Origin of the sequence: Ruegeria atlantica (assembly GCF_013033965.1) — a bacterium.
In the GTDB taxonomy this organism is placed as follows: domain Bacteria; phylum Pseudomonadota; class Alphaproteobacteria; order Rhodobacterales; family Rhodobacteraceae; genus Ruegeria; species Ruegeria atlantica_D.
The window spans coordinates 82,422-95,642 of sequence record NZ_WQFE01000014.1; the positions used below are offsets into that span (position 1 = coordinate 82,422).

The following is a 13,221-nucleotide window of genomic DNA, read 5'->3' on the forward strand; positions in this document are numbered from 1 at the left end:
TAGGCCCAAGGCCTGCGGCCGACAAACGCCCACTCACTTCCGTTCGTCCTGAGCTGTGTAGACCGTAAACAGTTCCTTCGGTTCCGGCACGCCGCGCAACATATAGCGACCGACAGAGATCAGTTCCGAGGCGGTAGGTCGCGCCGCCTTTGCCACATCATCCGAGATCAGAATCCGTTGCCCCAGCGACCGGTGCATGCCCGCAATCCGCGCGGTTTGGTTGACAGTCGGGCCGATGACGGTGAAGTCCAGGCGGTTTTCAGAGCCGATATTGCCGTACAGGATCTCACCTGCATGCAGGGCCAGCGTATAGTTCGACACGGGCAGCCCGTCGGCAGAACGTTGCGCGTTCAGTTTTGACATCGATGTCTCCAATTCGGCGACTGCCGCCAATGCCGCGCGCGCGTCCGCGTCAATCTCTCCGACATCGAACATGGCCATCAGCCCATCGCCCATGAACTTGAGGATGCTCCCATCGCATTTATGAACCACGTCGATCGCAGCGGCCAGATACTCGTTCAGCATCTCGATTAGGGCGTCACCCGGCAGCTCTTCGGACATGCTGGTGAACCCCTCAAGGTCAAAGTTCCAGATCACCGCGTCGATCTGTTGAAGTGATCCGCGCCGGATCTCGCCGGACAAAACGCGCCGACCTGCATCACGGCCTAAATAGACGCGCATCAGGTCCTTTGATATCCGCTCGTTATTGGCCGATTTCAACGCCAACCCGAGATGCGGCAGTGCGGTATTGATCAAAGCAAGATCGCTATCCTTAAACCCCTCGGGCGCATTTGACGTCCAGGACAACAATACGCCGTTCACCGCCTTTTTGGCGTCTTTCGGTTGATTGTGGGTTGGAACGTCAAAGGACACACCCGTCGCGTAATATTCAGTCGCGCCATGCTCGCGCAGCTCATTCAGCAAGGGAAAACGGCTGGGCTCATTCTGATCCACCAACCGTTCATGTACGACGCTCAGTCCTTCGTTTAGCACCGCAAAAAGAGGGCTGGTCCGCCATTGATCGCTGGGCTGTTCAGAATATTCGAACTTTTGATACTCTCCGCCTTGACCGTGATACCAGCTATAGCCAGTGCCGCCGTAAACCGGATGCAGGGTGGACTGGGCCGCGTGAAATCGCATCAGCGGAACGCCCAGGTCCACCAACTGATTGCAGTACCCTTCTAACAGCTCTTCTTTTCCGACACCTTCAAGCCCTCGCGTTACCAGCCAGTTGATCAGATCGCTTGACTTTGCGTCTTCGGCATCCAAGGTCGTCATGTTTTGTCCCGTTTTTGTTCTGCCCTTCATCTGGGCACACCAACGGTCAATTACCAGTGCTCAACTCATATGTGCCAAACGCCAGAGCATTTTTCGCAACAAATCGCTTTCATCCTGTGAGAACAGGCCCGCAAGTTTTGCATCATATTGTTCCGCAACCTTGCGCAAGTCGCGATAGACCGCGTGCCCGGTCGTTGTAAGCGTCAATTCCTCAACCCGCCGATCCGAAAGGCTGCGCGTACGAGTGAGATATCTGCGCTGCTCGAGTTTGGATACGGCGCGGCTGACCTTGGTTTTGTGGATTTTGGCACGCTCACCGATGTCTTTAGCAGTCATCTCGCCGTAATTTCCCAGATGAAACAAGACGCGCCATTCGGTGCGAAGCATCCCATAACGGTCCTTATAGACCTGCTGAAACTCAAGCGAACTTTCTTCAGCTGCACGGTTTAGCAGGTACGGCAGGAATTCCTGCAGGTCAAAGTCATCTTTTTTGTCGGTTTTGTCCTGAGTCATGCTTGTTAGTTACAAAATCAACTATTACTCGACAAGCAGCAAATGGAGGAACACAGGATGAACCATCCGACGGATCCGCATCAGATGACACAGGCCAGCACGCCTGTAGGTACGCATTCAGGCTATATGCCTGGGTTTGGAAATGATTTTGAGACCGAAGCCCTGCCCGGTGCCTTGCCGCAGGGAATGAACAGCCCGCAGCGCTGTAACTACGGCCTTTATGGCGAACAGCTAAGCGGAACCGCCTTTACCGCGAATCCGCCCGAGAGAACATGGTGCTACCGCATTCGCCCCTCGGTAAAGCATTCCCACCGTTACGAAAAAACCGATCTTCCCTATTGGAAATCCGCCCCTTGTGTTGATCCCGACGTAATCAGTTTAGGCCAGTACCGCTGGGATGCGGTGCCTCATTCCGATGAAGGGCTGACCTGGCTGACCGGTATGCGCACAATGACCACGGCGGGCGACGTGAACACACAGGTGGGCATGGCCAGCCACATCTATCTGGTCACAGAGTCCATGGTGGATGACTATTTTTTCTCGGCCGATTCAGAGCTGCTGGTGGTGCCACAGGAAGGCCGCCTGCGGTTCGCGACAGAGCTGGGACTCATTGATCTTGAGCCTAAGGAAATCGCCATTCTTCCCCGCGGTCTGGTCTACCGGGTCGAAGTGCTGGAAGGCCCTGCGCGCGGGTTTGTTTGTGAGAACTACGGACAGAAATTCGAACTACCGGGCCGAGGCCCGATCGGGGCCAACTGCATGGCCAATCCGCGCGATTTCAAGGCACCTGTAGCGGCGTTCGAGGATCGCGAGGTGCCTTCGACCGTGACGGTCAAATGGTGCGGCCAGTTCCACACCACCAAGATCGGTCAAAGCCCGCTGGACGTAGTGGCGTGGCACGGTAACTACGCGCCGTACAAGTATGATCTGCGCACTTACTGCCCGGTTGGCGCGATCCTGTTCGACCACCCCGACCCATCGATCTTTACCGTCCTCACCGCGCCGTCGGGACAACCGGGTACGGCCAACATTGACTTTGTCCTGTTCCGCGAACGCTGGATGGTGGCGGAGGATACCTTCCGCCCGCCCTGGTATCACAAGAACATCATGTCCGAGCTGATGGGCAACATCTACGGCCAGTACGACGCCAAACCGCAGGGCTTTGTTCCGGGAGGTATGAGCCTGCACAACATGATGCTGCCTCACGGGCCAGACCGCGAAGCGTTCGAAAAAGCATCCAACTCGAACCTCGGGCCGGACAAGCTAGACAACACCATGTCCTTCATGTTTGAAACGCGGTTCCCGCAACACCTGACTGGGTTTGCCGCGAAGGAGGCCCCATTGCAGGATGACTACATTGACTGCTGGACGTCGCTTGAGAAAAAGTTCGACGGCACACCGGGTAAGAAGTGACACCCAAAAGAGGTCTGAATACATGCCATTGATGAAATCCTGGGTGGCCTCGGCCAATGGGGCCGATCACCCGTTTCCCCTGAACAACCTGCCTTATGGCGTTTTCTCGACCGAAGACGGCGATCCGAGATGCGGCGTAGCGATTGGTGACATGATCCTGGATGTCACGACCGCCGAGGCCGACGGTCTGATCGAACTGGCCGACGAGCCGCTGTTTGATCTGCCCTTCTGGAATCCGTTGATGGAAGAAGGCCCTGCCGTTTGGGCGGCGCTGCGCAACCGGTTGACCGCAATGCTTGCCGAAGGATCAGAGGAGCAGGACGAGGTTAAGCCTTTGCTCATCGCTCAGAGCGAAGCAGAGATGCACCTGCCTTTTGCCGTCAGCGAATACACCGATTTCTACGCCGGACGTCACCACGCGCAAAACGTCGGCACAATGTTCCGTGGTCCGGAAAACGCCTTGCCGCCGAACTGGTTGCACATTCCCATCGGGTATAACGGTCGGGCATCTTCAGTTGTCGTATCGGGCACCGATATTCGCCGGCCCTGGGGCCAACTCAAGCCACCCGATCAAGACCGGCCTGCGTTTCTGCCCAGCCGCCGCTTTGACATCGAGCTCGAGATGGGTGCCATCGTCGGAACACCCTCGGACGGACCGATCTCGGTCCAGGAAGCCGATAACAACATCTTTGGCTATGTTCTACTGAACGACTGGTCTGCACGCGACATTCAGGCGTGGGAGTATCAACCCCTGGGACCGTTTCAGGCCAAAGCCACAGCAACGTCAATCAGTCCCTGGATCGTGACAAAAGCCGCGCTGGAGCCGTTCCGCTGCGACACGCCTTCGCGTGAGTTCGAATTGCTGGATCATCTTAAGGACTGCGGTCCTATGCTGTATGACATTGATCTGGACGTGACGATGGCACCAGAAGGCAAAGACGCCACGACGATTGCGCGGACGAATTACAAAGAGATGTACTATTCTGCCGCGCAGCAACTGGCGCACCATTCGACTTCGGGCTGCCCGATGAACACCGGTGACCTGCTGGGTTCGGGGACAATTTCTGGCCCGACAAAACCCGAGCGAGGTTCACTGCTGGAACTCAGTTGGGGCGGGAAAGAGCCGCTGACGCTGGATACCGGCGAAACCCGCAGTTTCATCGAGGATGGCGATACGCTAACCCTGACCGGCACGGCCAAGGGCGACGGCTATACCATTGGATTTGGCGACTGCGTCGGAACCGTTTTGCCCGCACTTGATGAGCCTTTCGGGCGGTGATGTGATGGGGAAGAGCACGTCATATGTCGGCTACATCGCAATGAGCTTTGATGGGTACATTGCGGATGAAAACGGCAGCGTTGACTGGCTCAACCCCTTCAATGAATCCCTGTCCGCCGAAGGGGGCGATGGCGGCTATGGGGACTTCATCAATGGGATCGACGCCTTGATCATGGGGCGATCGACATATGAGCAGGTGCTTGGCTGGGGATGGCCCTACGAAGACCGCCGTGGATATGTTCTGACGCGAAAAGAGGGATATTCCGGCAGCCACATCGCTGCCGCTGGCAGCATTGACGCGCTCCGTCTGGCGATCGAGAGTGCGGGCCACAGCCGCGTCTGGGTCATGGGTGGAGGGGAAACTCAACGTGCGGCACTGGATGCGGGCATGTTCGATACGCTGCGCGTTTTCATAATGCCCACTCTTCTGGGAAGAGGGCTGCCCTGCTTTGCCCCGGGGGAGCAACGGAACCTGGAACTGACGGACGTCACGCGACAGCCCGGTGGGATCTTGCAAGTCGACTACCGCTTTAAGAGTTGAAGCAAGTCGCCAACGCCTGCGCGGCTCAATAGGATAGTCCAATAAAAGAAAACCTCATGCACTGAGGTCGGAGGTGGGCTTTGCACGCTCATCACCAAGGGTGACCCGAGTGCGGACTTGATTACAGGCGAACACACCGCGGTCATTGCCGTAGCTCAGGCGTCGGCACGTCCCGTATTTTATCAACCCTGTAAGACTTAAGAACTCCGGCGAATTTGATCCAGATCGTTTTGCACCGGAAAAATAGATGGGATCATGAGCCAAGGCCTTCGGGCACACCCGTGCCAGAGGGCAGAACCTTGCGCGCCCACAGGGTGCCTGAGTATCGGGGAGAACCCATGAACAAGATTTTTGAAATCCCGCTCTATGCCTATCAACGCAGCCCAGACCAGGACGCGGCAAGCTCGGTAAGACACAAGGTTATCGTCATCGGGGCCGGCCCTGTTGGATTGGCCGCCGCCATTGATCTGGCCCAGCAAGGCGTTCAGGTCGTCGTGTTGGACGATAATGACAAGGTCAGTTTCGGCAGCCGCGCGATTTGCTTCTCACAGCGGTCTCTGGAAATAGCTGACCGTCTGGGCGCGGGCCGCAAGCTGGTCGAAAAAGGTGTGTTGTGGGATGCGGGCAAAGTGTTTTTCGACAACCGTCAGGTTTATGAGTTTCACCTGCAGCCCGACACCGGTTATGCGAACCCGGCCTTCATCAATCTGCAGCAATACTATGTTGAAAAAATGCTTGTTGAACGCGTGCGAGAATTGCAAGCCGAAGGCGCGCCAATTGAAATTCGCGGCCAGAACAGGGTTGAGGCCATCGGCACCCATGACGATCACGTCAAGCTTGAGATTGAAACGCCCGAAGGCCCTTACAACATTGAGGCGGATTGGCTGATTGCCTGCGACGGAGCAAATTCACCCACCCGCCGCATGTTGGGTCTGGATTTCGAAGGTCGCATATTCGAAGACAATTTTCTGATTGCTGATGTGGTAATGCGGGCAGACTTCCCCTCTGAGCGTTGGTTCTGGTTCGACCCACCCTTCAACCGGGGACAGTCCGCGCTGCTGCACAAGCAGCCGGACAATGTGTGGCGGATCGACCTGCAGCTGGGCAAGGACATCGACCCGGAACACGAAAAACTACCTGAAAACGTGATACCGAGGCTGAAGGCTATGCTGGGCGAAGACGTCGACTTCGCGCTTGAATGGGTCTCGATCTACACGTTCCAATGCCGCCGGATGGAACGGTTTCGCCATGGTCGCGTATTGTTTGCCGGCGACAGCGCCCATCAGGTCAGCCCCTTTGGCGCTCGCGGGGCCAATTCCGGCCTTCAGGACGCAGACAACCTGTGCTGGAAGCTGAAGCTGGTCATGGATGGCGACGCGCCCGATCTTTTGCTGGATAGCTACAGCCGGGAACGGGTCGAAGCCGCGGATGAGAACATTCGCATGTCCACCCTATCGACGGAATTTATCACGCCCAAATCCGATATGTCGCGTCTTTTGCGGGATGCGGTTTTGGACCTCAGCGAGCACTACCCGTTTGCGCGCCCGCTGGTCAATTCCGGCCGGTTGAGCACGCCCTGCGCATATTCCGGATCATCGCTCAGCTCTGCGGACGCGTTGAACGGGCCAGAGGTTACGCGCCCGGGCTCCGCTTGCCCGGATGCGCCTTTGGGCGATGAATTCCTGCTGCCGCAACTGGCTGGAAAATTCACGCTGCTGACAATTGATGCGGATGCGCCTGACAGTATCGAAGAGGGTGGCGTGCAGGCAACGCGGTTGGCCCTGTCGGTCAAAGATGACCTGACTTTGGAGTTGAAGCGCAGGTATCTGGGTGATGCCACGGGCGCAGTGTACCTGATCCGGCCCGACCAACACGTCGCCGCACGCCGCGACACGTTTGAAGAAAACGCCTTTCGACAGGCAATCCGCCGGGCAACCGGTAAGGAGTAAGCGACATGACCGATCTGATCCTCACCCCAAATCTGGAAAATGCCGACGGTTTCTATGCCGATCTGACAGCCGCGCATGATGGGCTGAACAAAGCCGAAAGCGATGCCCTGAACGCACGGCTAGTTCTGGTCCTGGCCAATCACATCGGCGCTGCAAAAGTGTTGTCCAACGCGCTGAAAGCCGCCAAGCTGCAAGACACCTGACAGACCAAGGAGACCGGCAATGAGCGGCGTGGTGCTGTATGATTATTGGCGGTCTTCGGCCAGCTACCGGGTACGGATCGCCCTGAATCTGGCCGGGATCAACTATCGTGCCGTTTCAATTGACCTGTCGGCTGGCGAACAGCGATCAGGCGGCCATTTGGCCCGCAACCCTCAGAGGCTGGTACCCGTACTAGAGATTGATGGTCTGCGATTGACCCAATCGCTGGCCATTATCGACTACCTTGATCAAACTCGCGGCCTTGGGCTGTTGCCTGCGGAACCGGCGGCTCGGGCGCATGCGCTGGCCTTGGCGCAGTCCATCGCGGTTGATGTGCATCCGGTCTGCAACCTGTCAGTCGCGCAATTTGCAACTGCACTTAGTAATGGTGCCGAGGGTATGCCCGGCGACTGGATGCGTCATTACATTCGCCCCGGGTTACTGGCTTTTGAGGCACTTCTGGAAGGCTTTGAACAAGCCCCCTACTGCACCGGGACCAAGCCTGGGTTGGCCGATCTTTGCCTTGTCCCGCAAATGTACAACGCACGCCGTTGGGACGTGGACTTGTCCGATTTGCCCCGCATACTAGACGTCGAGGTCGCATGTGCCGGTCACACCGCTTTTGCCGCGGCACATCCCGATACCAACGCCCCCACTTGATCCCGTGCACAGAGGCTGTGTAACGGCGCAAGTAGCAATATCTTTCGCGGCCACATACCTTGTTCGAAACGTATGCGAGAGGCCCCAATGCCAGAAATCACCGGCTATCATGCCCATGTCTATTTTGACGCGAACACGCAAGGCATCGCAGAGCAGGTCTGCAGCGACGCCGCTCGTCTGTTTCCCGTGCAGATGGGGCGCATGCATGCCAAAAACGTCGGCCCGCACCCGCGATGGAGCTGTCAACTGAGCTTTGGCCCCGAGGCGTTTGATCAAGTCATGCCGTGGCTGATGCTGCACCGGCAGGGCCTGACGATCTTCACCCACCCCGAAACAGGCGACCACCTTGCGGACCACCGGGATCGGGCGATCTGGATGGGTGAAATGCTGGAGCTTGACCTGTCGATTTTCAACCGGATCGGCGCCTAGGTCAGCGCCCGCGCCTGGTCCCGCAGTTTGAATTTCTGGATCTTACCGGTCGAGGTTTTGGGCAAAGGTCCGAACACCACCGTTTTAGGTGCCTTGAAATGGGCCATGTTGTCCCGACAAAAGGCGATGATCTCCGCCTCACTCGCTTGTGCGTTTGGCTTTAGCTCAATGAATGCACAAGGTGTTTCGCCCCATTTTTCATCCGGGCGCGCGACCACTGCCGCTTCCATCACGGCTGGATGCTTATAAAGGATATCCTCAACCTCGACAGACGAGATATTCTCACCCCCCGAAATGATGATGTCTTTGGACCGGTCTTTCAGTGCGATGTAGCCGTCCGGATGCATCACTCCCAGATCGCCCGAGGCAAACCAACCACCACGAAACGCCTTGTCCGTGGCTTCGGAGTTTTTCAGATAACCTTTCATGACGACGTTGCCTTGCATGAAAATCTCACCCATCGTCTTACCATCAGCGGGCACAGGTTCCAGCGTGTCCGGGTCCGCAACCATCAGTCCCGACAAGGCGGTATACCGCACGCCCTGACGCACCTTGAGCGCGGCGCGGTCTTCGGCCCCCTTGTCGTTCCACTCGTCTTTCCAGGCACACACAACCGAGGGGCCATAAGTCTCGGTCAAGCCGTAAACGTGTGTGACTTCGACGCCCATGTTTTCCATGCTTTCGATCACGGCAGCGGGCGGCGGCGCGCCCGCTGTCATCACTTTGATCTCATGATCGAAATCCTTGAGGTGATTGGGCGCATTCGCCAGCATATTCAACACGATCGGCGCACCGCAGAAATGGGTCACCTTTTCATCCCGGAAGGCCGCATAGATCGGCTCGTCCCGAACAGCCCGCAGACAGACTGAAACACCCGCATTGGCAGCCATCGCCCAGGGAAAGCACCAGCCGTTGCAGTGGAACATCGGCAGGGTCCACAAGTAGACCGAGTGCTTTGGCATGTTCCAGTCCAGCAGGTCCGACTGCGCATTCAACGCGGCCCCTCTGTGGTGGTACACGACGCCCTTCGGGTTGCCTGTGGTGCCGGACGTGTAGTTCAGCGTGATCGCGTCCCATTCATCCTTAGGAAGGGACCAGTTGAACTCAGGGTCGCCTTCGGTCAGCAAGGCGTCATAGGTCAGGGTGCCCAGCTTTTCTCCGCCGTCAAAGCTCGGGTCCACGATGTCGACGACCAGTACATTGTGATCCACCTGTTTCAGCGCCTCTTTCACCACGCCCGAGAATTCCGGGTCGACCAGCAAAATCTTGGATTCCGCATGGTTCAGGATGAAGGCGATGATCGGGGCGTCCAATCGGGTGTTGATGGCATTCAGAACTGCGCCCGCCATGGGCACCCCAAAATGTGCCTCATACATCTCGGGGATGTTGGCGGCGATGATTGAAACTGTGTCGCCTGTGTTGATCCCGCGCGCGGTCAGCGCGCCTGCCAAACGACGGCAGCGGACATAGGTTTCTGCCCATGTATAACGCCGCGCGCCGTAAACCACCGAAGGGTAGTCCGGGTAGATTTGCGCTGTCCGCTCGATAAAACTCAGCGGTGACAGCGGGGTATAGTTTGCCCGGCACTTGTCCAAATGACGCTCATAGATGTTGGCTTGTGTCATTTGCAGACCCTCCCTCGTCGTTTGTGGCGAATTGAGCACAAAGTCGTTCATCTGACAAACCCGTAAAAATACGGCGCGACCATGGACTGGAATTACGGGATGATGCAATCTGGCCCTATCTCCGACAGAGCTTTCGCGGTGATCTGAGCCATCGAAAACACAAAGCCGGGCCGGACCTATTTTGCCGCCCGCGCCCCAGCCATTTTGAAAGGACATGTCATGGACGGCACGTTCAACGAAAACGATCTCTCGCACGTGGTCGAGGCCGACCGCGCCCATATCTGGCACCACCTGCTGCAGCATAAGCCATTGGAAACCAATGATCCCAAGATCATTGTCGAAGGCAAAGGCATGCGCGTCTGGGACCAGAACGGCAAAGAGCATCTGGATGCCGTGTCCGGTGGCGTCTGGACCGTAAACGTCGGCTATGGCCGCGAATCGATCTGTAAGGCGGTTCACGACCAACTGATGAAGCTGTGCTATTTCGCCAATACCGCAGGTTCGATCCCCGGTTCGATCTTTGCTGAAAAGCTGATCAGCAAAATGCCCGGCATGAGCCGCGTTTACTACACCAACTCAGGGAGCGAAGCGAACGAGAAGGTGTTCAAGATGGTTCGTCAGATTGCGCACAAGCGCTATGGCGGCAAGAAAACCAAGATCCTGTACCGTGACCGCGACTACCACGGCTCGACCCTGGCGACCATGTCCGCAGGCGGTCAGGACGAGCGTACCGCGCAGTACGGTCCCTTCGCACCTGACTTCATCCGTGTTCCGCACTGCATGGAATACCGTAAGCACGAGCTGGGCATGGAAGACCTGTCCGGCGAGGCATTCGGCAAAGCAGCCGCAGACGCCATCGAAGAGGTGATCCTGCGCGAAGGCCCGGAAACCGTTGGCGCACTGTGCCTTGAGCCGGTGACCGCAGGCGGCGGTGTGATCGAAGCGCCCGCAGGCTACTGGGAGCGCGTGCAGGAAATCTGCAAGAAGTACGACATCCTGCTGCACATCGACGAAGTTGTCTGCGGCGTGGGTCGGACCGGCACCTGGTTCGGTTATCAGCAGTACGGCATCAAGCCCGACTTCGTGACCATGGCCAAAGGCGTTGCCTCGGGCTATGCGGCGATTGCCGTAATGGTCACCACCGAAGAAGTCTTTGACATGTTCAAAGACGACATGTCGGACCCGCTGAGCTATTTCCGCGACATCTCGACCTTTGGTGGCTGCACCGCCGGTCCGGCCGCTGCGATCGAGAACATGCGCATCATCGAAGACGAGAACCTGCTGCAGAATTGCACCGACATGGGCAACCGGATGCTGGGCAACCTGCAGGCGCTGATGGAAAAGCACAAAGTTATCGGCGACGTGCGCGGCAAGGGTCTGTTCCTAGGTGCCGAACTGGTTGCAGACCGTGCTACCAAGGAGCCCATGGACGAGAAAAAGGTTCAGGCGGTCGTTGCCGATTGTATGGCGCAGGGCGTTATCATCGGGGCCACTAACCGCTCGATCCCCAGCCGCAACAACACGCTGTGCTTCTCCCCTGCACTGATTGCAACCGCAGACGACATTGACCAGATCACCGATGCGGTCGACGGCGCACTGGGTCGTGTATTCGGCTGAACGTAACTGAAAACATCTGCCATCACTCACGCACTTCGGCAGATGAACTTAAACCGGCGCGCCCACCGCGCCGGTTTTTTGTGTTTGCTCGCGCGGGTTTGTCAAAAGCGTCAGCTCAGGTACCCTGTGCTCACCTCACCCCAAACGCAGGAGACGTGACCAATGGTACTCAAGCTTATCCGGAGCCTCGCCGCAGTGGCCATTCTTGCGGTCGCCACCCCGTCCACGGCCGATGAAGGCAGCGGCTTTCCCCAGATCGTCGGCACCTGGCACGGCACTTATCTGGTGGCTTTCGCCAAATCGAATCCAAACCACAAGAAAGGCCTGCTGAAGACCGAGATGGAGCTGGAAGTCACCAAGCTGGACGGCAACCTCATCACTGCTACCAATCGCTGGCGTCGCATCGGCGATGAGGAATGGATCGTTGAAGAGGCAATGGGCACGTTCAGCCTGGACGACCCCACCCGCTTTGTTTTGGCCGAGGCGGGGATATCCGGCGACGATGTCTCATCCGGGATTTTCAACGGTGTTTATTTGGATGACGTGATTATGGTCACCTATGCCGGACCGGGAACGGGCGTATCGTTTGCGGCGCAGTTGGTGAAGAAAGGCAGCGAAAAATAAGTCTCTGAGAATCTTCAATCAGAATGACTTTGTTGCCGTCGCCATTTTCTTGTGACTTCACGCCATAACTATTGTCTGTGCTCTCTTCACTTCCAAGTGTGCTTCAAACTGGAGGCACCGCTGAATGGAAAATGACGAACCAAAGCCAGCCAAGTACTATGACGAACGCAATATCTGGACATTGGACCCAACGCCCGCGGACAAACAAGTCTACGAGGTGATCGCCTCGGATATCGTCAAGATTGTTCAGCTACTGGACGACAATAAGCCATTGCTGTCACGGGATGTGTATGCTCGCGTCTTTGCGTCACTGTTAGAGCTGTCCAGAGTATTGGGGGAGTATGAAGACGGCTGGAGCCACAGATATCGGAGCTCTGACCACCGCCAGTAGTAGTAAACCAGCTTCAGCTTCTCAAACAGAAACCCACAAAACTTCGCCCAAATAGAAAAAGGCCGCCCCTGGCGGGACGGCCCTTCATTCACTGTCTCTTTTCAGAAGATCAGGCAGTCAGAGCAGCCTGAGCTTTGGCGACGATCGCGCCGAACGCTTCCGGTTCGTGCACGGCCAGGTCGGCCAGAACTTTGCGGTCCACTTCAATACCGGCCAGGTTCAGGCCGTTGATGAAGCGGGAATATGTCAGTGCTTCGTCATGCGAACGGACAGCAGCGTTGATACGCTGGATCCACAGAGCGCGGAAGTTGCGCTTGCGGTTCTTACGGTCGCGGGTTGCGTACTGGTTCGCCTTGTCGACGGCCTGACGGGCAACCTTGAAGGTGCTCTTGCGGCGGCCATAGTAACCTTTGGCGGCCTTGATAACCTTCTTGTGACGGGCGTGAGTTACGGTTCCACCTTTAACGCGGGACATCTCTTAATCTCCTCTTAGCGGTCGTAGGGCATGTAGCCCTTGACGATCTTGGCGTCGGGGGCGGACAGGGTGGTGTTGCCACGGGCGTCGCGGATGAACTTCTTGGTCCGCTTGATCATGCCGTGACGCTTGCCGGCCTGGCCAGCAAGGACCTTACCGGTCGCAGTCACCTTAAAGCGCTTCTTGGCGCTCGACTTGGTCTTCATCTTAGGCATTTCCGTCTCCT

The 13,221-nt window shown here is 57.2% G+C and carries 15 protein-coding genes; 10 read left to right on the forward strand and 5 right to left on the reverse strand.

The features are described 5' to 3' along the window. Positions 1-33: 33 nt before the first annotated feature. Together GOW16_RS20485 and GOW16_RS20490 are read right to left on the reverse strand one after the other, a co-directional pair. Positions 34-1,278 carry an adenylate/guanylate cyclase domain-containing protein gene (locus GOW16_RS20485; RefSeq protein ID WP_170419109.1) on the reverse strand — a complete coding sequence of 415 codons (1,245 nt, stop codon included), beginning with the start codon at positions 1,276-1,278 and terminating at the stop codon, positions 34-36. A gap of 60 nt (positions 1,279-1,338) precedes the next feature. After that, a complete protein-coding gene (locus tag GOW16_RS20490) occupies positions 1,339-1,791 on the reverse strand; it encodes a MarR family winged helix-turn-helix transcriptional regulator (RefSeq protein ID WP_170419111.1) in 453 nt (150 codons plus the stop codon). A 57-nt stretch (positions 1,792-1,848) separates the two neighbouring features. Here GOW16_RS20490 and hmgA point away from each other — a divergent pair, with 57 nt between their 5' ends. The 7 genes from hmgA to GOW16_RS20525 all read left to right on the forward strand — a co-directional run bounded on the left by hmgA (position 1,849) and on the right by GOW16_RS20525 (position 8,263). Then, positions 1,849-3,204: a homogentisate 1,2-dioxygenase gene (gene hmgA, locus GOW16_RS20495; RefSeq protein ID WP_170419113.1), complete on the forward strand. Its 1,356-nt coding sequence runs from the start codon at positions 1,849-1,851 to the stop codon at positions 3,202-3,204. A gap of 22 nt (positions 3,205-3,226) precedes the next feature. Beyond that, on the forward strand, positions 3,227-4,483 hold the full coding sequence (gene fahA / locus GOW16_RS20500; RefSeq protein ID WP_170419115.1) for a fumarylacetoacetase: 1,257 nt from the start codon (positions 3,227-3,229) through the stop codon (positions 4,481-4,483). Positions 4,484-4,487: 4 nt separating this feature from the next. After that, positions 4,488-5,024, forward strand: a complete 537-nt coding sequence (locus GOW16_RS20505; RefSeq protein WP_170419117.1) for a dihydrofolate reductase family protein — start codon at positions 4,488-4,490, stop codon at positions 5,022-5,024. Positions 5,025-5,362: 338 nt separating this feature from the next. Then, the gene (locus GOW16_RS20510; RefSeq protein WP_170419119.1) at positions 5,363-6,973 is read left to right on the forward strand and encodes an FAD-dependent oxidoreductase; all 1,611 of its coding nucleotides are present in this window, start codon (positions 5,363-5,365) and stop codon (positions 6,971-6,973) included. Between the two features lie 5 nt (positions 6,974-6,978). Beyond that, positions 6,979-7,176 carry a DUF2783 domain-containing protein gene (locus GOW16_RS20515; RefSeq protein ID WP_170419121.1) on the forward strand — a complete coding sequence of 66 codons (198 nt, stop codon included), beginning with the start codon at positions 6,979-6,981 and terminating at the stop codon, positions 7,174-7,176. Positions 7,177-7,195: 19 nt separating this feature from the next. Next, positions 7,196-7,834 (forward strand): maleylacetoacetate isomerase, encoded by a 639-nt coding sequence (gene maiA / locus GOW16_RS20520; RefSeq protein ID WP_170419123.1) that lies wholly within the window; start codon positions 7,196-7,198, stop codon positions 7,832-7,834. Positions 7,835-7,921: 87 nt separating this feature from the next. Next, positions 7,922-8,263, forward strand: coding sequence for a DOPA 4,5-dioxygenase family protein (locus GOW16_RS20525; RefSeq protein ID WP_170419125.1), 342 nt, complete (start codon positions 7,922-7,924; stop codon positions 8,261-8,263). On the opposite strand, the gene GOW16_RS20530 is transcribed toward GOW16_RS20525, so the two are convergent. Continuing rightward, on the reverse strand, positions 8,260-9,888 hold the full coding sequence (locus GOW16_RS20530) for an acyl-CoA synthetase (protein WP_170419128.1): 1,629 nt from the start codon (positions 9,886-9,888) through the stop codon (positions 8,260-8,262). The two genes, GOW16_RS20525 and GOW16_RS20530, sit on opposite strands and share 4 nt — an antisense overlap. A gap of 219 nt (positions 9,889-10,107) precedes the next feature. Here GOW16_RS20530 and GOW16_RS20535 point away from each other — a divergent pair, with 219 nt between their 5' ends. The 3 genes from GOW16_RS20535 (at position 10,108) to GOW16_RS20545 (ending at position 12,520) form a co-directional block, all read left to right on the forward strand. Beyond that, positions 10,108-11,505: an aminotransferase family protein gene (locus GOW16_RS20535; RefSeq protein ID WP_170419130.1), complete on the forward strand. Its 1,398-nt coding sequence runs from the start codon at positions 10,108-10,110 to the stop codon at positions 11,503-11,505. A 162-nt stretch (positions 11,506-11,667) separates the two neighbouring features. After that, positions 11,668-12,129 (forward strand): hypothetical protein, encoded by a 462-nt coding sequence (locus tag GOW16_RS20540; protein WP_170419131.1) that lies wholly within the window; start codon positions 11,668-11,670, stop codon positions 12,127-12,129. 124 nt (positions 12,130-12,253) lie between these two features. Next, the gene (locus GOW16_RS20545; RefSeq protein ID WP_170419133.1) at positions 12,254-12,520 is read left to right on the forward strand and encodes a hypothetical protein; all 267 of its coding nucleotides are present in this window, start codon (positions 12,254-12,256) and stop codon (positions 12,518-12,520) included. Positions 12,521-12,629: 109 nt separating this feature from the next. On the opposite strand, the gene rplT is transcribed toward GOW16_RS20545, so the two are convergent. Beyond that, positions 12,630-12,995 carry a 50S ribosomal protein L20 gene (gene rplT, locus GOW16_RS20550; protein WP_152457001.1) on the reverse strand — a complete coding sequence of 122 codons (366 nt, stop codon included), beginning with the start codon at positions 12,993-12,995 and terminating at the stop codon, positions 12,630-12,632. A 14-nt stretch (positions 12,996-13,009) separates the two neighbouring features. After that, positions 13,010-13,210, reverse strand: a complete 201-nt coding sequence (gene rpmI / locus GOW16_RS20555) for a 50S ribosomal protein L35 (RefSeq protein ID WP_010443552.1) — start codon at positions 13,208-13,210, stop codon at positions 13,010-13,012. Between the last annotated feature and the right edge of the window lie 11 nt (positions 13,211-13,221).